At 26.8% G+C, this 25,318-nt stretch carries 23 protein-coding genes and 1 riboswitch; of the genes, 19 read left to right on the top strand and 4 right to left on the bottom strand.

Features of this window, described 5'->3' with window-relative positions; genetic code table 11:
- The first annotated feature begins 1 nt into the window (after position 1).
- The 13 genes from D9T19_RS04495 to D9T19_RS04435 all read left to right on the top strand — a co-directional run bounded on the left by D9T19_RS04495 (position 2) and on the right by D9T19_RS04435 (position 16,053).
- A complete protein-coding gene (locus D9T19_RS04495) occupies positions 2–688 on the top strand; it encodes a response regulator transcription factor (RefSeq protein WP_121627010.1) in 687 nt (228 codons plus the stop codon).
- 61 nt (positions 689–749) lie between these two features.
- Positions 750–2,159: an aspartate ammonia-lyase gene (gene aspA / locus D9T19_RS04490; RefSeq protein WP_121627009.1), complete on the top strand. Its 1,410-nt coding sequence runs from the start codon at positions 750–752 to the stop codon at positions 2,157–2,159.
- Positions 2,156–2,650, top strand: a complete 495-nt coding sequence (locus D9T19_RS04485) for an asparaginase domain-containing protein (RefSeq protein ID WP_121627008.1) — start codon at positions 2,156–2,158, stop codon at positions 2,648–2,650. Before aspA ends, D9T19_RS04485 begins: the two co-directional genes overlap by 4 nt.
- A 71-nt stretch (positions 2,651–2,721) precedes the next feature.
- Positions 2,722–3,642, top strand: coding sequence for a manganese-dependent inorganic pyrophosphatase (locus D9T19_RS04480; RefSeq protein ID WP_121627007.1), 921 nt, complete (start codon positions 2,722–2,724; stop codon positions 3,640–3,642).
- A gap of 151 nt (positions 3,643–3,793) precedes the next feature.
- Positions 3,794–3,929: riboswitch (cobalamin riboswitch) on the top strand.
- 102 nt (positions 3,930–4,031) lie between these two features.
- Positions 4,032–8,429, top strand: coding sequence for a cobaltochelatase subunit CobN (locus tag D9T19_RS04475; protein WP_121627006.1), 4,398 nt, complete (start codon positions 4,032–4,034; stop codon positions 8,427–8,429).
- Between the two features lie 2 nt (positions 8,430–8,431).
- Complete coding sequence (locus D9T19_RS04470; RefSeq protein WP_121627005.1) at positions 8,432–8,893, top strand: MotA/TolQ/ExbB proton channel family protein; 462 nt, start codon at positions 8,432–8,434, stop codon at positions 8,891–8,893.
- Positions 8,883–9,188, top strand: a complete 306-nt coding sequence (locus tag D9T19_RS04465; protein ID WP_121627004.1) for a DUF2149 domain-containing protein — start codon at positions 8,883–8,885, stop codon at positions 9,186–9,188. The genes D9T19_RS04470 and D9T19_RS04465 overlap by 11 nt, the downstream gene beginning before the upstream one ends.
- 57 nt (positions 9,189–9,245) lie before the next feature.
- Positions 9,246–9,821, top strand: a complete 576-nt coding sequence (locus D9T19_RS04460; protein WP_121627003.1) for a superoxide dismutase — start codon at positions 9,246–9,248, stop codon at positions 9,819–9,821.
- A 197-nt stretch (positions 9,822–10,018) separates the two neighbouring features.
- A complete protein-coding gene (locus D9T19_RS04455; RefSeq protein WP_121627002.1) occupies positions 10,019–11,104 on the top strand; it encodes a DNA alkylation repair protein in 1,086 nt (361 codons plus the stop codon).
- Positions 11,088–11,558 carry a Cys-tRNA(Pro) deacylase gene (gene ybaK, locus D9T19_RS04450; RefSeq protein ID WP_121627001.1) on the top strand — a complete coding sequence of 157 codons (471 nt, stop codon included), beginning with the start codon at positions 11,088–11,090 and terminating at the stop codon, positions 11,556–11,558. Before D9T19_RS04455 ends, ybaK begins: the two co-directional genes overlap by 17 nt.
- Positions 11,559–11,612: 54 nt before the next feature.
- Entirely contained in the window at positions 11,613–14,798 is a 3,186-nt protein-coding gene (locus D9T19_RS04445; RefSeq protein WP_121627000.1) for an NAD-glutamate dehydrogenase domain-containing protein, read from the top strand.
- 63 nt (positions 14,799–14,861) lie between these two features.
- Entirely contained in the window at positions 14,862–15,071 is a 210-nt protein-coding gene (locus D9T19_RS04440; protein WP_121626999.1) for a hypothetical protein, read from the top strand.
- Between the two features lie 76 nt (positions 15,072–15,147).
- Positions 15,148–16,053 carry a GGDEF domain-containing protein gene (locus tag D9T19_RS04435; RefSeq protein WP_121626998.1) on the top strand — a complete coding sequence of 302 codons (906 nt, stop codon included), beginning with the start codon at positions 15,148–15,150 and terminating at the stop codon, positions 16,051–16,053.
- A gap of 9 nt (positions 16,054–16,062) precedes the next feature.
- On the opposite strand, the gene D9T19_RS04430 is transcribed toward D9T19_RS04435, so the two are convergent.
- Positions 16,063–16,500: a globin domain-containing protein gene (locus tag D9T19_RS04430; RefSeq protein ID WP_121626997.1), complete on the bottom strand. Its 438-nt coding sequence runs from the start codon at positions 16,498–16,500 to the stop codon at positions 16,063–16,065.
- A 145-nt stretch (positions 16,501–16,645) separates the two neighbouring features.
- On the opposite strand from D9T19_RS04430, the gene D9T19_RS04425 reads away from it, so the two are divergent.
- Genes D9T19_RS04425 through D9T19_RS04415 form a run of 3 tightly spaced genes read left to right on the top strand, consistent with a single transcriptional unit; the run spans position 16,646 to position 20,477 of the window.
- Entirely contained in the window at positions 16,646–17,245 is a 600-nt protein-coding gene (locus D9T19_RS04425; protein WP_121626996.1) for a paraquat-inducible protein A, read from the top strand.
- Entirely contained in the window at positions 17,246–17,827 is a 582-nt protein-coding gene (locus D9T19_RS04420; protein WP_121626995.1) for a paraquat-inducible protein A, read from the top strand. It abuts the gene before it with no gap.
- Positions 17,820–20,477 carry an MlaD family protein gene (locus D9T19_RS04415; RefSeq protein WP_121626994.1) on the top strand — a complete coding sequence of 886 codons (2,658 nt, stop codon included), beginning with the start codon at positions 17,820–17,822 and terminating at the stop codon, positions 20,475–20,477. Before D9T19_RS04420 ends, D9T19_RS04415 begins: the two co-directional genes overlap by 8 nt.
- Positions 20,478–20,499: 22 nt before the next feature.
- On the opposite strand, the gene D9T19_RS04410 is transcribed toward D9T19_RS04415, so the two are convergent.
- Together D9T19_RS04410 and D9T19_RS04405 are read right to left on the bottom strand one after the other, a co-directional pair.
- Entirely contained in the window at positions 20,500–21,684 is a 1,185-nt protein-coding gene (locus D9T19_RS04410; RefSeq protein ID WP_121626993.1) for a CynX/NimT family MFS transporter, read from the bottom strand.
- A gap of 14 nt (positions 21,685–21,698) precedes the next feature.
- Positions 21,699–22,355 (bottom strand): FadR/GntR family transcriptional regulator, encoded by a 657-nt coding sequence (locus D9T19_RS04405; protein WP_121626992.1) that lies wholly within the window; start codon positions 22,353–22,355, stop codon positions 21,699–21,701.
- Between the two features lie 205 nt (positions 22,356–22,560).
- Here D9T19_RS04405 and D9T19_RS04400 point away from each other — a divergent pair, with 205 nt between their 5' ends.
- From D9T19_RS04400 to D9T19_RS04390, 3 genes are read left to right on the top strand one after another with little or no spacing between them, the layout of a single operon-like run.
- Positions 22,561–23,991, top strand: coding sequence for a catalase (locus D9T19_RS04400; RefSeq protein WP_205588681.1), 1,431 nt, complete (start codon positions 22,561–22,563; stop codon positions 23,989–23,991).
- 2 nt (positions 23,992–23,993) lie between these two features.
- Positions 23,994–24,482: an ankyrin repeat domain-containing protein gene (locus tag D9T19_RS04395; RefSeq protein ID WP_121626991.1), complete on the top strand. Its 489-nt coding sequence runs from the start codon at positions 23,994–23,996 to the stop codon at positions 24,480–24,482.
- A 2-nt stretch (positions 24,483–24,484) separates the two neighbouring features.
- Positions 24,485–24,988, top strand: a complete 504-nt coding sequence (locus D9T19_RS04390; RefSeq protein ID WP_121626990.1) for a hypothetical protein — start codon at positions 24,485–24,487, stop codon at positions 24,986–24,988.
- Between the two features lie 25 nt (positions 24,989–25,013).
- On the opposite strand, the gene D9T19_RS04385 is transcribed toward D9T19_RS04390, so the two are convergent.
- Positions 25,014–25,202 (bottom strand): hypothetical protein, encoded by a 189-nt coding sequence (locus D9T19_RS04385; protein WP_121626989.1) that lies wholly within the window; start codon positions 25,200–25,202, stop codon positions 25,014–25,016.
- Positions 25,203–25,318 lie beyond the last annotated feature (116 nt).

Below are 25,318 nucleotides of genomic sequence, written 5' to 3'. Positions count from 1 at the left end.
AATGACAAAAAACCAAATGGAAGAATTAAAACAAATACCTATTCTTTGTGTAGAAGATGAAGATGGAATAAGAGAAGTTATAGTTGAAACTTTAAAATACTATTTTGATAATGTTTATGAAGCAAAAGATGGAAATGAAGCTTATGAAATGTATTTGGAATATAAACCTAAGATTATTCTTTCAGATATACAAATGAAAAATTGTGATGGTATTTCATTTGTTAAAAAAATTAGAGAAAATGATAATAAAACTACAATTATTATGATTACAGCATATTCAAATGAAGAGTATTTAATGGAATTGATAAATCTAAATATTAATCATTTTATTCTAAAACCATTAAACTTAAAAAAACTAAATGAAGCTTTACTAAAATATCTAGATAAGCCAATAAAAACAATTGTTTTATATGAAGATTTACTATTAGATTTAGAAAAAAGAGAACTTATTTATAAAAATGATGAGGTAATATTTTTAAGAAAAAGAGAGAAAGATTTTTTAGAACTTTTATTTGAGCGAAAAAGTGGAATACTAACTTATTCTCAAATAGAAGAAGAACTTTGGATTGATAAAGAGATGACTTCTCACGCTTTAAAATCATTTATAAAAGATTTACGATATAAATTGCCAATAAATATCATAAAAAATGTTCCACAAGAAGGATATACTCTATTATCAAAAGATTAAAGCACACTTTTTATATACTTTGATTTAATAAGATTTTAGTACAAAAAATAAAGGCTAAATAATGGAAGAAGAATACAGAATAGAAAAAGATTTTTTAGGTGAAAAAAAAATACAAAAAGACGCGTATTATGGAATTCAAACATTAAGAGCATTAGAGAACTTTGATATTACTCATACGAGTATATGTCTTTTTCCTAATTTTATTAAATCATTAGCAAAAGTCAAAAAAGCTTGTGCTTTAACAAACTATGAACTAGGTGATTTAACAGATAAACAAAGAGATGCAATTATTCAAGCTTGTAATGAAATAATTGATGGAAAATTTCATGACCAATTTATAATTGATCCTATTCAAGGTGGAGCTGGAACTTCTACAAATATGAATGCAAATGAAGTAATAGCAAACCGTGCTTTAGAAATTCTAGGTGAAAGCAGAAGCTCATACGATATTATCCATCCAAATAATCATATAAATATGAGCCAATCTACAAATGATGTTTATCCAACTGCTATTAAACTAACTCTTCATGAATTAATCTATAAACTAAAAGATTCTCTTAGATGTTTAAGAGATACCTTTGATGATAAAGCAATTGAGTTTAAAGATGTTTTAAAAATGGGAAGAACACAACTTCAAGATGCTGTTCCTATGACTTTGGGTCAAGAGTTTAAAACTTACGCAGTTATGATTGATGAAGATATTTTTAGATTAAGAGATACTCAAGCACTTTTAAAAGAAGTAAACCTAGGTGCAACAGCAATTGGAACGGGAATCAATACAAAAGATACTTATCAAAGAAAAGTAATTAGTAATCTAAGAGCTGTAACAGGAGTTGATTATATAAGTTCAGGAGATTTAATAGAAGCTACACAAGATACAGGGGCTTTTGTACATATTTCAGGAATTTTAAAAAGAGTTGCAATTAAAATATCAAAAATTTGTAATGATTTAAGACTTTTAAGTTCTGGACCACGTGCAGGATTTAATGAAATAAATTTACCAAAAATGCAACCAGGTTCTTCAATAATGCCAGGAAAAGTAAACCCAGTTATTCCAGAAGTTGTAAATCAAGTAGCTTTTGAAGTAATTGGTGCTGATGTTACTATTTCTATGGCTTGTGAAGGAGGGCAATTACAATTAAATGTATTTGAACCTTTAGTTGCTTATAAACTATTTACATCAATTAATATGATGAGAAGATCATTTTATACACTTGGTGAAAAATGTATAAAAGGAATCACTGCAAATGAAGATGTTTGTATGGAAAATATTTTAAACTCTGTTACTATTGTAACTTCATTAAATCCAATCTTAGGATATGAAAAATGTTCAGCAATTGCAAAAGAAGCATTAGCAACAAATAGAAGAGTATATGACATAGTTTTAGAGCAAGAATTAATTCCAAAAGATGAACTAGATCAGCTTCTTCTTCCAAAAAATATGGTACATAATTACAAAGGAACACTATGAATGTAACAATTATCAATACAGGTGGAACATTTAACAAAAGATATAATCCAATAAAAGGACAACTAGAAGTTCCTATCGATAATATCGCATTAGACAAGATAATTGCATCTTGTCATAATGTAGATTTTGAAATAAAAAATATAGTTTCAAAAGATAGCTTGGATATGGATGATAATGATAGACAAATTATTACAGATGTAGTAAATCAAACATCGAATGATAAAATTATTATAATTCATGGAACAGATACTGTTGATTTAACATCAGCATTTTTAAGAAAAGAAGTTACAAATAAAAAGATAGTATTTACAGGTGCAATGGTTCCTATGAGTATTGATGAAGCAGAAGCTACAATGAATTTTTCACAAGCTTTAGGATTTTTAAGTGCAGATATTAAAAACGGAATATATCTTGCAATGCACGGTGTTGTTGTTGATGCTTCAAAATTAGTGAAAAATAGAAAAGAAGGTAAGTTTGTAATTAAAGATTAATATTCTTCTTTAAAATACTCCTAACAAAAGTTTAGATAAAATGGCGAAAAAATATAAATAGGAAATATAAAATGGCAATTTATACATGTGGACATACAACTCCTGATTCAGATTCTATCTGTTCAGCGATTTCATTAGGATATTTATTAAATAAAATAGGACGTGAAGCAATTCCTGCGAGACAAGGTCCTGTTTCTCCAGAAACACAATTTATTTTAGATAGATTTGGATTTGAAGCACCATTATTAAAAACTGAATTTGCAGGTGAAGAATTATTCATAACTGATTATTCAGATAAAGATTTAGCTCCTGCTGATGTTGATAAAGCAACTATTGTTGGAATTGTTGATCATCATAAATTAGGTGACCTTACAACTTCAACACCATTAGAATGTTGGATTAGACCAGTTGGTTGTACAAATACAATTGTAAAAGAGATGTATGATCATCACGGTGTTGAAATTCCAGCTAATATTGCAGGAATTATGATGTGTGCAATTTTATCTGATACAGTTATTTTCAAATCACCAACTTGTACTGAAATTGATATTAAAGCAGTTAGAGAATTATCACAAATTTGTGGTGTTGAAGATTTTGGAGCATTAGGAATGGAAATGTTCAAAGTTAAATCAGCAGTAGTTGGTGTACCTGTTAGAGATTTAATTTTAAGAGATTATAAACCATTTGATATGCACGGAAATGCAGTTGGAATTGGACAATTAGAAGTAATTGATTTAAGTATTTTTGATAGTATCAAAGATGAATTACAAGCAGATTTAGAAAAATTAAGAGTAGAAAAAAATCTTCATACTGCATGCTTAATTTTAACAGATATTATGAAAGAAGGTTCAGAAATTTTAGTATCTTCTCAAGATGCAACAGTTTTTGAAAAAGCTTTTGATATTAAATTAGTAGATGGAAAAGTTTGGTTAGACGGATGTCTTTCAAGAAAAAAACAAATTATACCTTTCTTAGAACCTGCATTCGCATAAATACTTATAAATAATGCAAAGCCTATTTTAGGCTTTGTACTTATGAAAACCTCATTTTTATCTTAATAAATATTAAAATCTTTATAAAGACTAAATATTTATTTAATCTAAGCTCTAAAATCTACAAATAAGCCCAAAATAGATAAAATCCAATTAATATAATTAAATAGGTGAATAACTTTTTAGTAAATTCATGGGAAATAGGTGAAAATCCAATACTGCCCCCGCAACGGTAATTTGTGTAAAACACAATAAGTCCGGAGACCGACCTTTTTAATTTTCGATACAAATCAGGCGGGGTGTTCTGAAAGTAAGAGATGGTTTATTCTTTACTTACATTATTTTACCCTAATTGACTTTTGTATTAATTTTCATTAATAGGAAGTTTTATGTTATCGCTCAAGCATTTTTTGATGTTTTATATTATGTTTATTTTTACAATAAATATATTCGCCCAAGAAAATAGCAAATCTATTTTTAGTGTTGTTTCCAATAGGTCAGCTGCTAGTTTAAATGCTGGTGCAAATTATTATTTGAAAGATTCAAAGGATAAAATCTCTATTCGTTCTGTTTCTCAGATTTTAAATATGAGTAATAGTGAAATTCAAGAAGAGATTAATAAAGCGGATATTGTTTTATATACAGCGGTTTTTGGAGATGTGGTTGAAAAATTATTATCAAAAAATTATGATGATGTTAAAACTGTAGTTTCTATTCAAGGTGATAGAAGATTAATAGCTTTAAACAAAGATATATCAAAAGCAAACTATACTTCACTTCCTTCAAAACTATTAGAAAAAGATAAAGAAATATCTTCTTACCAAGAGTTATTAAACTTAAAACAAAAAGAGTTTAAAAACTATTCATACTATTTACAAGCAAGAGCTTATTGGGATAACAGAGGTAGTCAAAATATTTCAAATCTTTTTTCTTTTCTATCAAATAGTACGCTGGATAAAAGTAAATGGTCAAAAGTATTAGAACTAAAACCTGTACGATATTTCTTAAATGCAAATGCTTCTAAGACTTATGAAAGTATTGATGAGCTAAAAAAAGATTTAAAAGATGATACAAATGTAATATTTATTTTAGATAATGATAGAGCAGATAATTCAAGTGATTGGAAAATTCATGAAGAAATTTATAAACAATCAAAATTACAAGTAGTATCAATATTAAGTTCATGGGGAAAGCCTAGTTTTCAAGCAGTTCATAGTTTAGAAGTATTAACAAAAAGTTTTTCTTCAAAACAAGCTTTTTCAATTATTTCTTTGCAAGATTTTGTAATAGGTGGTGGAGAGTCAAGACAAGATGTTACTAAGAGTTTAGAGAACTTAAATGTTCCAGTTTTAAAAGCCTTAAGAGTTCTTGATACAAATGCTTTAGCTTATTCTTTATCATCGCAAGGATTACCTGTAAATTCTGTTCATTATCGTATTTCAATGCCTGAACTTCAAGGTATTGGGCAAGTTTATATTTTGGCTATGAATAATGATTCTTCACATGATTTAAAAACAGGTGCATTAATCATTGATACAAAATTAATGAAAGATGAAATCAAAAATATTATCAAGAAGTCAAAAGCGTGGATGAATTTAAAAACAAAAGAAAACAAAGATAAAAAAATTGCAATAATTTATTATAATCACCCTCCAGGAAGACATAATATTGGTGCCGATAATTTAAACGTACCTGCATCTTTATTTAAAATTTTAAATGAATTAAGTTCAAAAGGTTATAACGTAGGTGAACTACCAAATTCTAGTGAAGAGTTATTAGACCTTTTGCAAGAAAAAGGTGTAAATTTACCAAATGATAAAAAAGCTTTAAAGCAGTTAAGCAAAAAAGTTCCAACAGTAAAACTTGAAGATTATGAAGCATATTTAAAAACACTTCCTTTAGATATTCAAGCTGAAATGAAATTTGGACCATTAGCAGCATTAGATTCTAAAATTGTTAATTTTTTAGATGAAGAGATAAAAGGCGTTAAAGCTTCAAACAAAGTTTCATCATACAAAGCTATAAAAGATTATATGCATAAAACTATTGCAAATTTACATCACGCTTTAGATGGTGTTAGAAGTAAAAGTAGACAAAGATCAATTAATTTATTAAAACAACTAGAAGATGAATATGAAAAAATTTTAAAATTAAGTCAAGATGAAAAAGAGTTTAATTATAAAAATTCAAGTGCATTAAAAAATGCAATAATCAAAATGGAAATAGAAGGTTTAAGAGGTTGGGGTGAAGCTCCTGGTGTTGTTATGGTTTGGGATAATGAACTTCTTATTCCTTCAGTAACTTTTGGAAATGTGATTTTAGCACCACAACCACCACGAGGTTGGGAATTAAATGAAGAACTTCTTCATGCAAACTTATCTTTTCCACCAACACATCAATACTTGGCATTTTATTATTATATGAAAGATAAGTTTAAAGCTGATGGTATTATTCATGTAGGAAGACACTCAACTTATGAATTTTTACCTAGAAAAAGTGTTGGTTTAAGTGCTAGTGATTATCCATCAATTATTATTGAAGGAATACCTAGTATTTATCCATATATTGTAGATGGAGTAGGTGAGGGAATTCAAGCAAAAAGAAGAGGTCAGGCTATCATAATTGACCATTTAACGCCACCTTTGGCTACAACTAAACTTTATGATAACTTATTAGAATTAAGACAATTAATCGAAAGTGCAGAAGCAGCAAGCGATGATAATATTAGAAAAAATGCAATTAATAAAATCAAAATCTCAATTGATGAAATGAACTTAAGAGATGAATTAATTGCAAGTATGGATGAAGAATTAAAAGTACGTGGTATTGGTTTTGATGAGGTTGATGATGAGTTTTTACTTCATGAAGTAGGGCATTATTTAACACATTTACAAGAAGAGTTTATGCCTTTAGGACTTCATACTTTTGGACAAAACTGGACTAGTGAAGCTGTTGATACGATGATTGAATCAATGAGCAAAGATTCTGTAGTTTCGCAAGAAACAAAACAAAACTTAATTATTTCACCTAAAAAAGAATTAGAATCGCTAGTAAATGCTTTAAATGGCGGATATGTAAATGCAGGAAAAGGAAATGACCCAATTAGAACAGCTTCAGCACTTCCAACTGGACGAAATTTTTATGCTTTAGATGGTAGTTTAATTCCTTCTACAATTGGTTATGAAATGGGTGTAAAATTAGCTCAGAATATTAGAGAAAAGAAAGAAAAAAACTCACATAAAAAAGAAGCTGTAATCCTTTGGGCTTCTGATACTGTAAGAGATGAAGGTGCTATGGTTGCTTTTGGTCTTGATTTATTAGGAGTAAAACCCATTTGGAATAGTAGAGGAATTTTAAAAGGTTTAGAAAAACTTCCTTTAGATGAAAAAAGAACAAGAAGAATTGATGTAGTTTTTACATCTTCTGGATTATTTAGAGATTTATATGGCGCTCAATTGGCACTATTAAACAAAGCTGTATTAATGGCAATTGATTCTTCATACAATGTGATAATCAATAAATATCCTGCCTTAACTTTATCAATTGAAAGTGCTTTATCAAGTTTAGGAGAGTTAAAAGTTGGGGGAAGTGAGAGTTTAGAAGTTAATGCAGTTGCATCAAACTGGGTTAAAGAAGCAAGAGAAATATTAAAAAACAATCCACATATAAACTTAGAAGAGTTGGGTAAAAGAGCATCTTATAGAGTTTTTGCGACTGCTCCTGGCTCTTACGGTGCTGGAATAAATAGATTAGTTGAACGCTCTTCTTCTTGGAATGATAGAAAAGAGTTAGGTGATGTATTTATCAAAAGAGTTGGATATGCTTATACACAAGATTTAGAAGGTCATATTGCAACAGATAGTTATAAAAGACAATTAAAAAATGTTGAAAATACATATTTAGGACGAGCTAGTAATTTATATGGTTTAATTGATAACAATGATACTTTTGACTATTTAGGCGGTTTAAATTTAGCCATTGAAACAGTTACAGGAAAACAACCAAACTCTTTTGTAATAGATAATTCAAATGCAAAAGATGTAAAAATCCAATCACTACAAACTGCACTTTTAGGTGAGTTAAGAGGAAGATTTTTAAATCCTCAATGGATTAAACCTTTGATGAATGAAGGTTATAGTGGTGCTAGGACTATGGGAAGTGAATTTATAGAGTATCTTTGGGGATGGCAAGTTACTAGTCCTGAAATTATAACTAATTGGGTTTGGGAAGATGTAAAAGCTGTTTATATTGATGATAAATTAGATTTAGGTTTAGATGAGTTTTTATCTTCAAATCATCAAGTTCAAGTGCAAACAAATATTTTAGCTGTAATGCTTGTTGCAATACAAAAAGATTTTTGGAAAGCAGATGAACAAACACAAGAGCAATTAGCAAAAGCATTTGCACAAAATATTATAAAATATGGAATTCCAGGAAGTGGACACACTCATGCAAATCATCCTATTTATGATTTTGTAAAAACTAAGATTGATAAAGAAACAGCTTCAAAACTAGAAAAAGTTTTAAGCCAATCTAGACTTGATAAAGTAGCTAAAAAAACTACACCTAATACTATTCAAGAGATTAAAATAGAAGAAAAAACACAAAAAATAACACAAGAACAAAACAAAAAAGACGAAAAAACTGAACAAAAAAATAAAGAATCAAAAGAAGAAACAGAAGATAAGCAAAATGAATCATTTATGATGTATTTTATTTTTGCTACTATTTTAATTTTATTAGCAGGATTAATTAAATCAATCTTCTTTTCAAGAGTAAAAGGATAATTATGTTTTCATCAATATCTGTAGGATTAATGCATCAAATAACAGCAATTTTATTAGAGCCTGTTTCATGGGCTTTAATATTTTTTGTTGTTTGGGGTTTATATGAAGTTGGTATAAGTATAGGTGAGCGAACTGTTGAGATAAATAAACTTATCAAAACAAATGATGTCCCTTATGTTTTATCAATTGCAAAAAAAAGAATCGAGCGAGCAGATTTTATTACAAGATTAGCTCCAATGCTTGGACTTATGGGAACATTAATTCCTTTAGGTCCTGGACTAGCAGCTCTTGGTGATGGTGATGTTAAAATCTTAAGTACTGCAATGTCTGTTGCATTTGATACAACTGTTTTAGGTTTATTAGCTGGAATGACTGGTTTTATAATTTCAAGGCTAAGAAAAAGATGGTATGACAAGGCTTTAACAATTATGGAAGAGCAAGTGGAAAAGAAAAATGAAAAATAGATTTTCAAGTGATCATTTTATAAAAGAAGATGATGAGCCATTAGGACCTTTGGCAAATCTTGTTGATATTATTTTAGTTTTTGCTTGTGGATTAATAGCTGCACTTGTAGCAATTAGTCCAAATTTACAAGAGCATTTTAATGTAGAAGATTCTTTAAAAATCACTCAAGGTAAAGAGTTAACAAATGTACCAAAAAATATAAAAGATAGTTTAGATTCAAAAGAAGGGTTTAAATCTTTGGGACAAGTATATAAAGACCCAAAAACTGGAAAATTAATTTTAATTAGTGAGTAATATTTACTTTATTGTAGTAAAATAAATAAAATTTAATTTAATAAAAAAGGATAAAAAATGAAACACGTATTAATGACTTTACCTTATGCTTTAAATGCACTTGAACCAATGATGTCTGAGGAAACTTTACAATTTCACTATGGAAAACATCATCAAACTTATGTTAATAAATTAAATGAACTAATCGAAAATACTAAATATCAAGATTTATCATTACTTGAAATTATTGCCAGTGCAGAAGGTGGTATTTTTAATAATGCTGCTCAAGTTTATAATCATAACTTTTTCTGGAATGGTTTAACACCAAATCAAAAAGAACTTCCAAGTACACTTGAAGGTGCTCTTAGTAAAACTTTTGGTTCAATTGAAGAGTTTAAAAAAGAGTTTACAGCAAAAGCAGTTGGACACTTTGGTTCAGGTTGGGCTTGGTTAGTTCAAGATGAAAATAAAGAACTAAAAATCATAACAACAGTAAATGCACAAACACCACTTGGTGATAATTTAAAACCACTTTTAGTTTGTGATGTTTGGGAACACGCGTATTATATTGATGTTAGAAATGCAAGACCTGCATATTTAGAAAATTTCTGGAAACTTGTAAATTGGGATTTTGTAGAAGAAAATTTATCTTAAATAAAAGAAAAAAGAGTATAAAATTCTTATACTCTTTTTTTAGTTTTATACAAAATTTTTTTATATTATTAAAACTAAAAATTTAAATACGAACTTTTAACTAAAATTAACAATAAATATATAATATAAAAGCTATATATTTATCTAATTAATCGATAACTTACTATAAAATACAATAAAAATTTTGGAAGAAACAAATGGCTAAACAACTAAAAAATGTATATACAAAAAGTTATATAAATAAACTTGCATTAAAGATAAAAAAATATTATAAAAAATTTAATAAAAAATCTTTCATAAATTCTATTTTTGATAATTCGTGGGAAGAGTTAGAATTAAAACAAAGAATGAGACACATTGCAATAAATTTAAATAAATATCTTCCCTTTTCATATGAAAAGCAACTTGAAATTTTAGAACCTGTATCAAGAGATTTTTCATCATTTGACGCGATGTTTTTTCAAGATTTTGTTGAAGTTTTTGGTCTTGATGATTTTGAAAACTCTATGAAGGCTTTGAAAATATTTACTATTGATTCTAGTAGCGAATTTGCTATTAGGCAGTTTATTTTAAAATATGAAAATAAGACTATGGATCAAATGCAAGATTGGACAAAAAGTGAAAGTGAAGACTTAAGACGACTTTCATCAGAAGGCTGTCGTCCAAGACTCCCTTGGGCTATTTCACTACCTCGTTTTAAAGAAAATCCTATTAAAGTTTTAGGAATAATAGAAAGTCTTAAAAATGATGAAAGTTTTTATGTAAGAAAATCTGTAGCAAATAACTTAAATGATATTTCAAAAGATAATCCATATATTGTTAAACAGTTTGTAAAAAATAATTTAGGAAAGACAAAAGAACTTGATTGGATATGTAAACACGCAAGTAGAACATTACTTAAAAAAGGTGATAAACAAATACTAGAATTGTTTAATTTTAATAAATCTTCTCATATAAAACTAAAAGACTTCCAATATAATTCTATTGTAAAAGTAAATGAAAGTTTGAATTTTTCTTTTGAGTTGATTTCTAAAGAAAATATTGGAAATGTACGAGTTGAGTACGCTATTGATTATCTAAAATCAAATAAAACACACAATAAAAAAGTCTTTATGATAAGTCAAAATGAGATAAAATCTTTTTCCAAAAAGTTTGTTAAAAAACAAAGTTTTAGAGATATGTCAACAAGAAAACACTATTTAGGAAAACATTTTATATCAATTTTAATAAATGGTGATGAGATTATAAAAAAGGAGTTTTTATTAGATGACACCAGCAATTAATTTACTTAAAAAAAACAAATGTGATTTTAAAATACACAAATATGAGCATGATGCAAACTGTACAGATTTTGGAAATGAAGCAGTAGAAAAGTTAGGTTTAAATGCAAAACAAGTTTATAAAACGCTATTAGTAGAATTAACACCAAAAGAGTTAGCAGTTTGTGTTTTACCTGTTGCAAATCAACTTAGTTTAAAAGAAGTAGCATCAGCTTTTGGTGTTAAAAAAGCAATAATGGCAAATAAAGATGAAGCCCAAAAAGTTACAGGATATTTATTAGGAGGAATTTCTCCTTTAGGACAGAAAAAAAGACTAAAAACTATTATTGATTCTAGTGCAAAAGAGTTTAAAACAATTTATTTAAGTGGTGGAAAAAGAGGACTTGATATTGAAGTTAAACCAGAAGATATAAGTAAATTATTGAATGCAAAATATTATAAACTGATAGTTATTTAACAAATCCTTAAGATATAAAGAGTAAGATTTAGGTATAAAATAGAAGGATTTACTATGTCAACATCAGATATTCAAGCAATATGCTCACAACTTTTAACACCTGATGATTTAGCAATTGATGATAAACTTTTTCAAGAAGTTGTAAAAGAAAAGATTGTTACTAAAATTATAGATAATAAAAAATCAAAATATATAAAGATATTCTCAACAGAACAACTTTTTTTATCTCATATCACACCATTATTACATGATATTGGTTTTGAAATAATTGATGAAGTTACATATAATGTAACTAACAATAAAGAACTTGTCTATATTTCAAGGTTTAATTTAAATATTAATGATTTTAATAAAATTGAACAAGCAAAAGATAACTTAGAATTTATAATAAATTATTCTTTAAAAGATACTACCGTAAAGTATTCACAAGCATATAGTTTGGTATATAAAGAAAATCTCAATTTACGTAAAATTATGTTGATTAGCGCTTTTATTGAGTATATTTCACAAGCTGTTTTAACTATTAATTCAGCAACAATATTAAATACGCTTATTATAAATCATAGCTTAACATGTATGTTTGTAAAGTATTTTACAATAAAATTTGAACCTAATATTGAAAATAGACATAGTAAATTAGAATCAATAGAAAATAAAATAAAAGATGAAATCAAAAAAATCCCTCAAATTATTGATGATAAAATATTGAATATCTCATTATTACTTGTTAAATCACTTTTAAGAACAAACTACTTTTTAAATGAAGAAACAATATCATTTAAGATTGATACTAGAAAATTTGGAAAAGACTTAAAAGGTTTACAACCAAATATTGAAAACTTTATCTATCATAGAGATTTTTATGGAGTGCATTTAAGAATGTCAAAAGTCTCACGTGGAGGTCTTAGATGGTCTGATAGACATGATGATTATAGACAAGAAATTAAATCTTTAATGATTACTCAAGAGGGTAAAAACTCTATTATTATTCCCGATGGTTCAAAAGGTGGTTTTGTAATTAACAAAAATACTTCTGAAATAACAAAAGAGTATTTCAAAAAGGTTTATTCATTATTTATTAATGCTAATTTAGATTTAGTAGATAATATGATTGATGGGAAAATTGTCAAAAATGATAAAATTGTTTGTTATGATGAAGATGATGCTTACTTTGTAGTTGCTGCTGATAAGGGAACTGCTGCTATGAGTGATGTTGCAAACTCAATTGCAATAAAACGTAAGTATTGGTTAGGTGACGCATTTGCAAGTGGAGGTTCTAATGGTTTTGGTCATAAAGATTTAGGAATTACTGCACGTGGTGCAATTATGTCTTCAAAAAGATTCTTTATAGAAGAGGGAATTGATATTTATAAAGATGAAATATCAGTAATTGGAATTGGTTCAATGAGTGGAGATGTATTTGGTAATGGAATGATAGAATCAAAAACATTCAAACTTTTAGGAGCAATTTCACATAAAGATATATTTATTGACCCAAATCCAGATATCAAAAAATCATTTATTGAGAGAAAAAGATTATTTGAATCTAAAAATGGTGGATGGATAAATTATGATAAAAGTATTATCTCTAAAGGTGGAGGAATATTTGCTAGAAGTGATAAAGAAATAGTTTTAAGCCCAGAAATCAAAAAACTTTTAGATACAGATATAAATATAATATCAGGTGAAGAGTTATGTAAAAAATTACTTACATTAAAAGTTGATATGTTATTTAATGGTGGCGTTGGAACATATGTAAAAGCAAGTGATGAAAATAATCTTGAAATTGGTGATAAACAAAATGAAGCAGTAAGAGTTGATGGAAATGAATTAAAAGCAAAAATAGTTTGTGAAGGTGGAAACCTAGGTTTTACTCAAAAATCTAGAATCGAATATGCTTTAAATGGAGGAAGAATTCATTTAGATGCAATTGATAATTCTGCTGGAGTTAATACATCAGACCATGAAGTAAACTTAAAAATACTACTTAAAAGTATACAAGCACAGGGAAATTTAACAGAAAAACAATCTAATGAAACACTAAACTTATTAAAAGAACAAGTTGTTCAAATGGTCTTACAAAATAATTATGATCAAGCTTTTGTAATTTCTATTGATGAAAGATTCTCAAGAAAGTATTTAGATGATTATATTAATTCTATTGAAGTATTAGAAAATAATGTTGAAGCTTTTAATAGAAGAGATTTTTATATTCCAAAAAATGAAAATATAAATGAAATCATAGATATAAATGGCTCAATAGTTCGACCAGTATTAGGTTCATTACTCTCTTATAGTAAGATTTTTGTAAAAAAAATACTTTTAGAATCAAATTTTGTAGATGAAACTTGTTCTTTACAATATTTATATAGATATTTCCCTAAATCTTTTGTAGGAGTTTATGAACATGAGATATTGAATCATCCATTAAAAAGAGAAATAATTGCAACAATGATTGCTGATATTTTAATCAATCATCAAGGTGTTACTTTTATTTCTGATTATGAAAAATTAGGAAGACAAAGATATTTATTAAAAATAGAATCTTATTTGGTTGCAAAACAATTGTTTGGTGCTGAAGATATAAGAAAGAAAATATACTCACAAGACTCTATTATGAATATTGAAAAACAGTATAATCTTGTAAATGAATTAGAATTTACATTGTATTCAAGTACTAGATGGATGGTTAAATATCTTAAAAAAAATAAATTAGATTCATCTCATATTCTAGATCACAAAGATGAATTATTTACTCTTTTATCTCAAATACATAAGCAAAATACTAATATTTTAATAAAAGGTGATGAACAATTTAATCAATTCTTTACAGTAATTGATTATCTGAGATTTGCAGTCCCTGCAATAGTAATTAAAGAAGATACTCATCATTCATTTAAAGATGTAATAGTGCTATTTTATTCTTTTATACATGAATTTAATATTTTAGAAATAATTCTAGAATTAAATAAAGTAAAAATTACAAGTGCAAGTGATATGATTCTTAGAAATCAAGTTCTACAGTTTATTGAGTTTATTATAGTTCATTATACGAAAAAGGTTTTAGAGTTCCAAAGATTAAATGAAGAACCAGAAATTGCATTTAATAATTTTATATCAAATGAAAAAGAAAAGTTTTATAAAATACGAGAGAATCTAGATACATTTATGACAAAAGAACAGAAAGATATTAAAGAAATTACTGTTACAGTCAATCAACTAATGGTATCATTCATATAAGATGTAATTATAATAATAACTTAAGTATATGTTATATATACTTATAAAAAGAAAGGATTAAAAATGAATAATTTAAATAAAGAACCAGAAAATGAAGACATTGAAGATTATAATGGAAATGAGTCAAAAGAAAAAAGAAATATTGTTAGATTAGTGGTAATAGGTTGTTTAATAGTGGGAGCAATTTTTGCATATTTAAAATATAATTCAACTGTAGATGATTATATTGGTACAGAAAGTAATCCAGGAATTAATACTACAAAAATAAAATAATATACTATTTACAATAATATAAAAATTATTATTTCTTAAGTTATATGTACTTATAATTAGCCGTAAGGATTATTATATGGAACATATTTATAGTGAAGAAGAAATAGAATATATTATTGTTAAAACTAATCATTTTATTAATGAACATACTTTAAACTATAATAAAGCAATCAAAAGAATTATATGTAAAAGTACTATTAAAAAAGAAACTATTGATAATTTTCGGAATTTGAAAAATTGTACATTTAATGAATATATTGCATTAATATCAAAACTTGATAAAAAGCATGAATATATTGAGTTAATATCAGTTCATGATGATTTTCATAAACTTATTTCTGAATTATTATCTAGATATTTAATGTCTAAGCCTATTAGTGAAACATTATTTAATAATTTATATTTCTCTCATGTTACATTACTAAATTTATTATATGAGATAATTGAAAAGTTTGATTCTACAAAAAATCAAATGGATAAATTAACAGATACTTGGAATAGAAATATATTTATAAAATTTATTGATCGTGAGTACTTAGAAATGAAAAGAGGTAAAGAATCTTTTTGTTTAGCTTATTTTGGTATTGATCAATTTGAAAATATTAATGAAGAGTATAATCATGATGTAGGTGATTTTATTTTAAAAGATTTAATCAAATTAATAAAAAACTGTTTAAGAGAATATGATTCAATATCTCGATGGGCAGGGGCAGAATTTATAATTTTACTTCCTGATGCTTCTTTGAGTGAATCTATAGAAATAATAAACAAGATAAAAGATATTATAAATCAAAAAAATTTTATTTACGAGTCAAATCAAATAAATTTAACTTGTTCTTTTGGTATTTCTATTGCAACATTAGAAAAAAATGTTGAAGAAATAATAAATGAAGCTAGCAGATTGTTATATTTAGCAAAATCAAAAGGTAAAGATATGATAGAAGTTTCTTCTACTAAAGTAGGAGAAACATCTCCTACATAAAAGTACTTATTAAGATTCAGAAGTAGTATTCATCATCCAAATTGAGAATATATCTAAATAGTTCCAGAATGATTTTTTTAAATCTTCTGGCATATCTAAGGGTTTTAAAATCATAATATAAGATTCCAACCAAACTCTTCTAGCTTCTTGTGTAATAGCAAAAGGAGCATGACGTCCTGCCATCATAGGTTTACCTCTATTTTCATTAAAATAAGGATGCCCTCCACAAATTTGTATAAAGAAATCAGCTGAATGTTTTTTTGCTAATGCAAATCCTTCTTCTGATGGTGGGAATAATCCTCTAATATTACTTTCTTTTAATAAATCATAGTGATCTGAAATTAGTTTTCTCATTCCTTCTTCTCCTAAGTATTCTAATACTTTTGGATCTGGTTTTACCACAGGTGGTCTTGTTCCTACTTGACCTTGAGTTATATTAAATTCCATATTATTAACCTTTTTATATAAATTATTTGTATTCTAAGCGCAAAAAAATTGCAAAGTAATAATACTATATATATTCTAAATTCTAATAAAAATCTTATTTATTAAAATTATGTTAGAATAATATATATTAATAACTTGGATATAAATGGCAGTTGATACAAATGAAATTATAGAATGTTATAGCTGTGGATTATTTTTAAAGAAAGAAAATTTAAAAGGTTCTTTAAAACATAGATGCCCTAGATGTAATAGCAAGTTACATATTGAAAAAGAGCAGAGCTTTGATTCTCTTTATTATGCTATTTCTTCACTCTTACTTTTTGTAGTTCTTAGTATTTATCCTTTAATATCATTATCCATTGGTGGTATAGAATTAGAAGCAACTTTGATTGATACAGTTTTGATTTTATTAAAACAAAACTTTTTTGTAGTTGGATTAATCGTTTTTTTTACAATTGTTTTAGCACCTATTTTAAACTCATTAATTATAATTTTTGCATTTATTCAAGCCCATACAAAAATTAGGTTTTTTACAGATACCTTACTTCATGATGGATTTCATTTTTTTAAGCATTGGGGCTTTATAGAAGTCTTTATTATAAGTATAATTGTTACATATATAAAACTAATAGGAATGGTAAGTTCAACAAAGTTTGATATTGGTTTTTATTGTTTATTAGCATATTTATTTTGTTTTTATATGTCAAATATTAAATTTGAGGGGAAAAGTGTTTTTGGAGAATAAATGGTTTTAGTATCTTGTAGAAATTGTCATAAGGTATTTGAAAGAGAAGATTATAGTGATTTTACATGTACTAGATGTAATCATAAAGTAAGACATAGAATCAAAGATTCTCTTCAAGTATCACTAGCTCTTACTATTTGTGCAATATTACTATATATTCCTGCAATGCTTTATCCTATTATGGAAGTTACAAAGTTTGGTATTACAACTGAGAGTACAATTTTTGAAGGAGTAATTAGTTTTTTAGAATATGAAAACTATTTTATTGCTTTTGTAATATTTACAGCAAGTATTGCTATACCTATAATCAAATTAGCTGGATTGATATTTATTTTTGTTTCAATAAAAGTAAATGTAAAAATGAGTAATAGCATAAGAGTGATTATTTTTAAATTTATAGAAGCTATTGGAAAATGGTCTATGATAGACATATATGTCGTAGCACTTTTATCTTCTATTGTACAACTTAATGAAATATTTAATATAAAAGGTGGAATAGCTGCCACATCTTTTGCTTTAATGGTAATATTAACAATGATAGCAGCACATAGATTTGATACAAGGATTATTTGGGATGAGTAGTGAAAATTTAGAAGCTATTGAAGATGTAGTTTATAAACCAAAAATAGAAGATAAGAAATCGGTTTCATTTATATGGGTTTTACCAATTATAATATTAGGTATCTTGTCTTGGATTGCATACGAATCTTATATGAAAAAAGGTACAAATATTACAGTTGTATTTAAAAGTGCAGAAGGTTTAAAAGAGGGTATCACTCCACTTGAATATAAAGGTCTTCAATTAGGAAAAGTCACAAAAATAACTATGTATGAAGATTTAAAAAGTGTTAGCGTAAATATTTTAGTTAAGAATGATGTATCCCAATATGTGGCAAGTGAAGGTTCAAGGTTTTATATCAAAAAACCAACAATATCACTTACTAAAATATCTGGACTTAGTACATTAATTAGTGGATATAAAATTGAAATATCTCCAAAATTTAAAACACAAGAAGAGTTTAATAAAGGAATAGAACAATATTCATTTGTAGGACTAGATAGTCAACCTGATGATGAACTAGCAGATAATGGATATTATATTTCTATTATTTCAAATAATAAAGATAATGTAGAAGTAGGAACTCCAATATTTTATAACAAATTTCAAATTGGAGAAGTTGTTTCAAAAGAATTAAAAGATGAAAAAGTATTTTTAAACTCATATATTTATGATAAATTTAACTATCTTGTAAATAAAAGTTCAAAATTTGTAATGAATGAAGCATTAAAAGTTAATTATGGACCAGGTGGTTTAAAAATAGAATTAGGATCTCTTTATTCAGCCTTAGTAGGTGGAATTACAGTTATAACTGAAAATAAAAATGATGCTAAAATTCAAAAAAGTGAGAATTATAAATTATACGCAAGTAAAGATGAACTAAAAGAAAAAATAAATATTGACCTTAGATTTTTAAATGCGGATGGAATAGGTATTGATACTCCAATTTTTTATAAGGGAATAAATATTGGTAAATTAATTAATATTAAGTTAACTAAAGATGATATTTCATCGCAAGCTTATGTATATAAAAAATATAAATATCTTTTAACAAATAATACAAAGTTTTATATTGCAAAGGCTGATGTTAGTCTAGAAGGTGTTAAAAATTTAGGAACAATAGTAAAAGGAAATTATATTGGTCTAGAGTTTAATGAAGGTGAGTTTAGCAATAGTTTTTATGCACAAGGATTGGATGAGGTATCAAAAAACCATAAAAATATAGAACTTACATTATATAGTGATAGCTTAAACTCAATTAGTAAAAAATCAAAAATATATTATAAAAATATAGAAGTAGGAAATGTAATAGATTATGCTTTAACTTCTGATTTAAGAAAAGTAAAAATCAAAATTTCTATAAAGGAAAAATATAAAGATTTATTAAATAATCATATTTTATTTTATGATATGAGTTCAAAATTAGTAGAAATGAAAACATTAGATTTAAATATAAATTATAGTGGAATAGAACCACTATTAAATGGTGCAATAGGAATTGTAGGTGAAAAAAGAAAAGGTAAATTTACTAAAAATGAATTTAAGCTTTATGAGTCTTTTAAAGATGTAGAAAAATTAAAAAGAGTTTATAACAGCGGTTCTGTAATAAGTGCTTATTACAATAACGATTTTGAACTCAAAGAAAATATGGCAATTATATATAAAAATCAAGAGATAGGTTTTGTAAAAGATATAGAATTTAACAATCATAAATCAAAGGTTAATTTATTTATATATAAAACTTTTGAAAAATATATAAATAAACAAAGTAGATTTTACAAAAAAGGAATAGTAAACTTAAAAGCTAGTTTAAGTGGCGTATTGTTTGAAGTTGATAATTTTACTTCATTGCTTGAAGGCTCAATTCACCTTGATACAAATTCAAATATGATTTATGATGATTATCAAATATTTTCTAGTGTTGATGAAATGAATAACTCATCAAGTAGCATTACAATAGTTTTTGATGATGTAGAAGGAGTACAAGAAAACTTTTCACAACTGACTTTCAAAGGTGTAAATGTAGGGAAAGTTACAAAAGTAAATTTAAATAGAAAAGGAAAAGTTGAAGTAAAAGCATTGATTTATAATGATTATGATGCCTTTGCAAAAGAAGGAACAAGATTTTTTCTTAAGAAACCAAGAATCTCATTTCAAGAAATTGCTAATGTAGGTTCAACTATTATGGCTGTAAATATTGGTATTATAAAAAGTAAGAGTAAAGTTTTTAAATCTAATTTTATAGGAAGTGATTCTCAACCTTCAATTAATCATTCTCATTATGGAACAATATTTAGAGTTCAAGATAGTACGGCATCAAGTGTAAATGTAGACTCACCTATTTATTATAAAAATGTAGAAATAGGAAAAGTTTTAAAAGTAGATTTAAGTCCTGATGCTTCAAAGGTACTTATTGATTGTCTTATATGGAATAAATATACAAAATTTATACGAAAAAATTCTGTTTTTCACGATATTAGTGGTTTTGAAATGAAGTTTTCAATTTTTTCAGATACAAAAGTAAAATCAAATACTTTTACAAGTTTATTAAAAGGTGGACTTGTTGTTGTAACTCCTTATGACTATAATGAAAAAGCAAATTCTAAAGATAAATTTACTTTAGAAAAAACTTTACGAGAAGATTGGAAGAGTATAAGTCCTAGTATTAAATAATGTCTTTTATTTATAGTTTATATTAATGATGGGTTAATTCATCTCTCCCAGCTTTTAATCCAAAAAGAATTAATAACAAGGTTAATGCGATTAATACTAAAAGTGCATTTGTCCATGATTTTGTTAGATCAAATATAAAACCAATTAAGATAGGTCCAACAGCTGCAAATAAATATCCCGCTGATTGTGACATACCTGAAAGCTCTGCTGCTTTTTTAGCATGAGGAGTTCTTAATGATATAAATCCAATTGCTAAACTAATAGCACCACCCATTCCAAGACCTATAAATATCATTGATAAAATAACACTAAAAGTAGATTGTGCAAATAAAAGTGTAACTATTCCAAGTAAATAGATTAAAGAAATAATAGTAGCAATAAATTTTTGGTGTTTGATTTTATCTGCAATTATTGGAACAATTAGAGTAGCTGGTAATCCTATTAATTGAAATAACAATAACATCATTCCAGAAAAATGGCTATCAAAATCTTTAAACATAAGAATAGAAGGAATCCACGTAATTAAAGTATAAAATAATAAAGACTGTGTTCCCATATATAATGTTACCCACCATGCAAGAGGAGATTTCCATATTGATTTGCTTTGCATAATCTCTTCTAGTTTTAAGTCATCACTGTTATTATAGTTTTCACTTTCCTTAAGTTGGGGAAGCCATACTACTAAAGCAAGTAAAGCTAATATTACCCAAATTGCTAAAGATGTATTCCAACCAAAAATTTCGGTTGCAGGAATACTTAATCCTGAGCCTAAAGCTGCAAATATACACATACTAGTGATATAAATGCTTATAATACTTCCAACATTTTTTTTAAATTTATGTTTTATTACACTAGGTATTAATACATTTCCAATAGCAATTCCTATTCCTATTGATATAGTACCTATGAATAATCCATAAACATTTGTATAAGAACGAACTAGTTCTCCTATTATTATTAAAAGAAGTCCCGCAAACATAGTCAAACCATGACCAATTTTATGGTTTATTTTTGCAACAAAGGGAGAGAATATTGCAAAAGCTAATAATGGAAGAGTAGTAATAAATCCAGCCATACTACTGTTTAAATTATATTGTGCTTGGATCAAATCAATAATAGGACCTACAGATGTAATGGGTGCTCTTAAATTAAATGAAACAAAAATAATTCCTAAAAAAATTATTAATAAATGGGGATTTGATCTCATGTTTTTAACCTTTTCTAAATTTCTAGAATTTTAATTATAATTTCTTCTGACTTCTCGCTATTTTGAGCAGAGATTGCTTCAAAAAGTTCTAGATGCAATTGATAAATCATTTTTTCTTCCATATTTGTTGATTTTAATCTTTGGGCTACTGAAGTACAAATATATTGAGATAAAGATTTATATAAATCGTAAAAAATTGAATTATGGGAAGCTTTTGCAATAGCTAGATGAAATTCTAAATCAGCTTCACTATTTTCTATGAAAGAACCTTTTGTTAAATTTTTTTGATTAAGTGCATTTTCAATATTTTTTAAATCATCATCACTTCTTCTTTGCGCTGCTAGTTTAACAATTTCTTTTTCTAAACAAATACGAACTTCATGAACTTCTGAAGTTTTTGACTTATTCAAACGATTTAAAATATTTGCTTCAAATTTACTTATTGCAATAACATAAGTTCCATCACCTTGTCGTGATTCTAAAACTCCTGCTTGTATTAAAGATTGAATTGCTTCACGAATTGTATTTCTACTAACTCCAAACTCTTTTACCAAATCAGGTTCAGAAGGAATTTTTTCTCCTAACTTAAATATCCCATTTTTTATAGTTTTCTCAATTTCAATTGATATTTGTTTTGGTAATGATATTTTAATTGGTTTTTTTATTTTCATAATTTTCCTAAGTTTTCTTAATCATCCAATCATTGGACAAGTGAATAATAATAGAAATTAGAAGAAAAGTCAAATAAATATTTTATTAATAGGATTTATCAATAATAAATAGGATAAAATGGTTAAGCTTTGATTAAGTTTTATTCATATAGAATAATTTTATCAAAGGAAAAATATTTTCCATTAAAATACTAAGGATAAAATTATGATTAAAAAAACTATGACTACAACAGCTGGTAATCCAATTTCAGATAATCAAAACTCATTAACAGCAGGAGCAAGAGGTCCTGTTTTAATGCAAGATTATCAACTTATAGAAAAATTAGCTCATCAAAATAGAGAGAGAATTCCTGAAAGAGTTGTTCACGCAAAAGGAAGTGGAGCTTTTGGTAAGTTAGTAATTACAGAAGATATTTCAAAATATACAAAAGCTAGTGCTTTACAAAAAGGTGAAAGCACAAAAATGCTTCTTAGATTTTCAACAGTTGCAGGTGAAAAAGGTGCAGCTGATGCTGAAAGAGATGTAAGAGGTTTTGCACTTAAATTTTATACAAAAGAAGGAAACTGGGACTTAGTAGGAAATAATACACCTGTATTTTTCATAAGAGACGCATATAAATTCCCTGATTTTATCCATACTCAAAAAAGACATCCACAATCAAACCTACGATCAAATACAGCTGCGTGGGATTTTTGGTCATTATCTCCTGAAAGTTTACATCAAGTAACTATTTTAATGTCAGATAGAGGACTTCCAAAATCATATAGACACGTAAATGGTTATGGTTCACATACTTATAGTTTAATAAATGCACAAGGCGAAAGATTCTGGGTTAAATTCCACTTTAAAACACTTCAAGGTATTGAAACTATTACAAATAAAGAAGCAGAAGCGATTGTTGCAAAAGATAGAGAATCAAATCAAAGAGATTTATTTGAAAATATTGAAAAAGGAAATTTCCCAAAATGGAGTTTTGAAATTCAAATTATGACAGACGAACAAGCAAAAGCATGTTCATTTAATCCATTTGACTTAACAAAAGTTTGGTCTCATAAGGATTATCCAATGATAAAAGTTGGAGAAATGACTTTAGATGAAAATCCAAAAAATTACTTTAATGAAATTGAACAAGCATCATTTTCACCATCAAATATAGTTCCAGGAATTAGTTTCTCACCTGATAAAATGCTTCAAGCTAGAATCTTCTCATACGCTGATGCACATAGATATAGAGTAGGGACGCATTATGAGACATTACCTGTAAATAGACCAATTGTTGAAGTTAATACTTATCATACAGATGGACCTATGAATTATGAGCAAAAAGAACCAACAGATGCATATTATGAACCAAATAGTTTTGGTGGAGCAGTTGAAGATGAAAACTTTGCAGAACCAAAATTTGAAACAGGTGATGTGGCAGATAGATATGATCATAGAGATGGAAATGATGACTTTACACAAGTAACAGCACTATTTAACATAATGAGCCAAACTCAAAAAGAACAACTATTCTCAAATATTGCAGAAGCAATGGATGGTGTTCCAAGTGAAATTGTAAATAGACAATTAGGACTATTTGAACAAGTTCATAGTGATTATGCAGCAGGTGTTAAAAAAGCTTTAGGAATCTAAATATGGAAATCACACAAGAAGAGCAAAAAAGGTATGAAGAACTTCAAGTATTTGCACTAGATTTTGCAAGACAAGGTAAAACACAAGATTTAAAAGCAATGCTTGATGCTTCAATGCCAATAAACTTATGTGACCATAAAGGTAATAGTTTATTAATGCTAGCTTCTTACAATGGCAATGAAGAAACAAGCCAAATGCTTGTTAACTTAGGTGCTAATGTTGATCAAAAAAATGATAGAGGACAAACTCCACTTGCTGGAGTTTGTTTCAAAGGTTATTTAAATATTGTAAAAATACTAGTTCACGGTGGAGCAAATATCTATGAAAATAATGGAATGGGAACAACACCTATAATGTTTGCTTCAATGTTTGGGAATTATGAAATAGTAAAATATCTAAATAATCAAAATGGTAATTTTAAATCAAAAATTTATTTACTTATATCTAAAATATTTGCTATTATTAAGAAGATATTTAAAAAAAGGAAATAAAAATGAAAAAATCAATTGTATTGAGCTCTCTACTATTTGTAAGTTCAATCTTTGCTACTGATTTAAATGTAGAGTTTACTAATAATAAATGGGATGGAATAACAGTTCCAAAAGATGAAGTTTGTTCAAATTATAATGTTCAAGCAGGTTCTACACCAGCTCTAAAAGTATCTAATATTCCTCAAAATACTACAAAACTAATCTTTACATATAGCGATAAAACATTCACAAAAATGGACAATGGCGGTCATGGAGTTATAGCTTTTAATCTAAAAGAAAACACAAAAGATGTAAAGGTACCAGCACAACAAGGCGAAACATTTAAATTAAAAGAAGGTTTTGAAGTTGTAACAGCACATACAGGTACAAGATTCAAAAAAACTCCAGGTGCATATCTTGCCCCTTGTTCAGGTGGAAAAGGAAATACTTATATAGTATATATTAACGCAGTTGATTCTTCAAATAAATCTTTAGCTAAAACTGAATTGGTTTTAGGTAAGTTTTAAAATAACTAAAAAATAAACCTAGATTTTATTTAGGTTTATTTAAAACTTCTACAATTTCTCTTAATTCCTTAGCATTCTTTTCAGCTTTAGCAATTGCTTCTTCAATAGCAAATCCTTGCATAATTATTTTGTATAAATTAGGCTTATTTTTTCTCCAATTTCTTATTGTTTTAACATCAATATCTAAAAAACCTGCCATATCTCTTTGTGTCATGTAAAGCCTTTTTTATTCAAAAAATACAAGAGAAATAGTTATTTTCTAACAAGGTATTAAATACCCTTTTTTTAATATTAAGAGGGCTATAATTCCTTCTTAATAATTTAAAAGGT

Origin of the sequence: Poseidonibacter antarcticus, assembly GCF_003667345.1 — a bacterium.
Taxonomy (GTDB): domain Bacteria; phylum Campylobacterota; class Campylobacteria; order Campylobacterales; family Arcobacteraceae; genus Poseidonibacter; species Poseidonibacter antarcticus.
The sequence above is the reverse complement of the archived record's forward strand: the minus strand, read 5'-3'. Positions and strand labels throughout refer to the sequence as shown.

Excerpts from the sequence above, each read along its gene's own strand:
- D9T19_RS04495 (WP_121627010.1), top strand. The coding sequence starts at position 2 with ATGACAAAAAACCAAATGGAAGAATTAAAACAAATACCTATTCTTTGT.
- aspA (WP_121627009.1), top strand. The coding sequence starts at position 750 with ATGGAAGAAGAATACAGAATAGAAAAAGATTTTTTAGGTGAAAAAAAA.
- D9T19_RS04485 (WP_121627008.1), top strand. The coding sequence starts at position 2,156 with ATGAATGTAACAATTATCAATACAGGTGGAACATTTAACAAAAGATAT.
- D9T19_RS04480 (WP_121627007.1), top strand. The coding sequence starts at position 2,722 with ATGGCAATTTATACATGTGGACATACAACTCCTGATTCAGATTCTATC.
- D9T19_RS04475 (WP_121627006.1), top strand. The coding sequence starts at position 4,032 with ATGTTATCGCTCAAGCATTTTTTGATGTTTTATATTATGTTTATTTTT.
- D9T19_RS04470 (WP_121627005.1), top strand. The coding sequence starts at position 8,432 with ATGTTTTCATCAATATCTGTAGGATTAATGCATCAAATAACAGCAATT.
- D9T19_RS04465 (WP_121627004.1), top strand. The coding sequence starts at position 8,883 with ATGAAAAATAGATTTTCAAGTGATCATTTTATAAAAGAAGATGATGAG.
- D9T19_RS04460 (WP_121627003.1), top strand. The coding sequence starts at position 9,246 with ATGAAACACGTATTAATGACTTTACCTTATGCTTTAAATGCACTTGAA.
- D9T19_RS04455 (WP_121627002.1), top strand. The coding sequence starts at position 10,019 with ATGGCTAAACAACTAAAAAATGTATATACAAAAAGTTATATAAATAAA.
- ybaK (WP_121627001.1), top strand. The coding sequence starts at position 11,088 with ATGACACCAGCAATTAATTTACTTAAAAAAAACAAATGTGATTTTAAA.
- D9T19_RS04445 (WP_121627000.1), top strand. The coding sequence starts at position 11,613 with ATGTCAACATCAGATATTCAAGCAATATGCTCACAACTTTTAACACCT.
- D9T19_RS04440 (WP_121626999.1), top strand. The coding sequence starts at position 14,862 with ATGAATAATTTAAATAAAGAACCAGAAAATGAAGACATTGAAGATTAT.
- D9T19_RS04435 (WP_121626998.1), top strand. The coding sequence starts at position 15,148 with ATGGAACATATTTATAGTGAAGAAGAAATAGAATATATTATTGTTAAA.
- D9T19_RS04430 (WP_121626997.1), bottom strand. The coding sequence starts at position 16,500 with ATGGAATTTAATATAACTCAAGGTCAAGTAGGAACAAGACCACCTGTG.
- D9T19_RS04425 (WP_121626996.1), top strand. The coding sequence starts at position 16,646 with ATGGCAGTTGATACAAATGAAATTATAGAATGTTATAGCTGTGGATTA.
- D9T19_RS04420 (WP_121626995.1), top strand. The coding sequence starts at position 17,246 with ATGGTTTTAGTATCTTGTAGAAATTGTCATAAGGTATTTGAAAGAGAA.
- D9T19_RS04415 (WP_121626994.1), top strand. The coding sequence starts at position 17,820 with ATGAGTAGTGAAAATTTAGAAGCTATTGAAGATGTAGTTTATAAACCA.
- D9T19_RS04410 (WP_121626993.1), bottom strand. The coding sequence starts at position 21,684 with ATGAGATCAAATCCCCATTTATTAATAATTTTTTTAGGAATTATTTTT.
- D9T19_RS04405 (WP_121626992.1), bottom strand. The coding sequence starts at position 22,355 with ATGAAAATAAAAAAACCAATTAAAATATCATTACCAAAACAAATATCA.
- D9T19_RS04400 (WP_205588681.1), top strand. The coding sequence starts at position 22,561 with ATGATTAAAAAAACTATGACTACAACAGCTGGTAATCCAATTTCAGAT.
- D9T19_RS04395 (WP_121626991.1), top strand. The coding sequence starts at position 23,994 with ATGGAAATCACACAAGAAGAGCAAAAAAGGTATGAAGAACTTCAAGTA.
- D9T19_RS04390 (WP_121626990.1), top strand. The coding sequence starts at position 24,485 with ATGAAAAAATCAATTGTATTGAGCTCTCTACTATTTGTAAGTTCAATC.
- D9T19_RS04385 (WP_121626989.1), bottom strand. The coding sequence starts at position 25,202 with ATGACACAAAGAGATATGGCAGGTTTTTTAGATATTGATGTTAAAACA.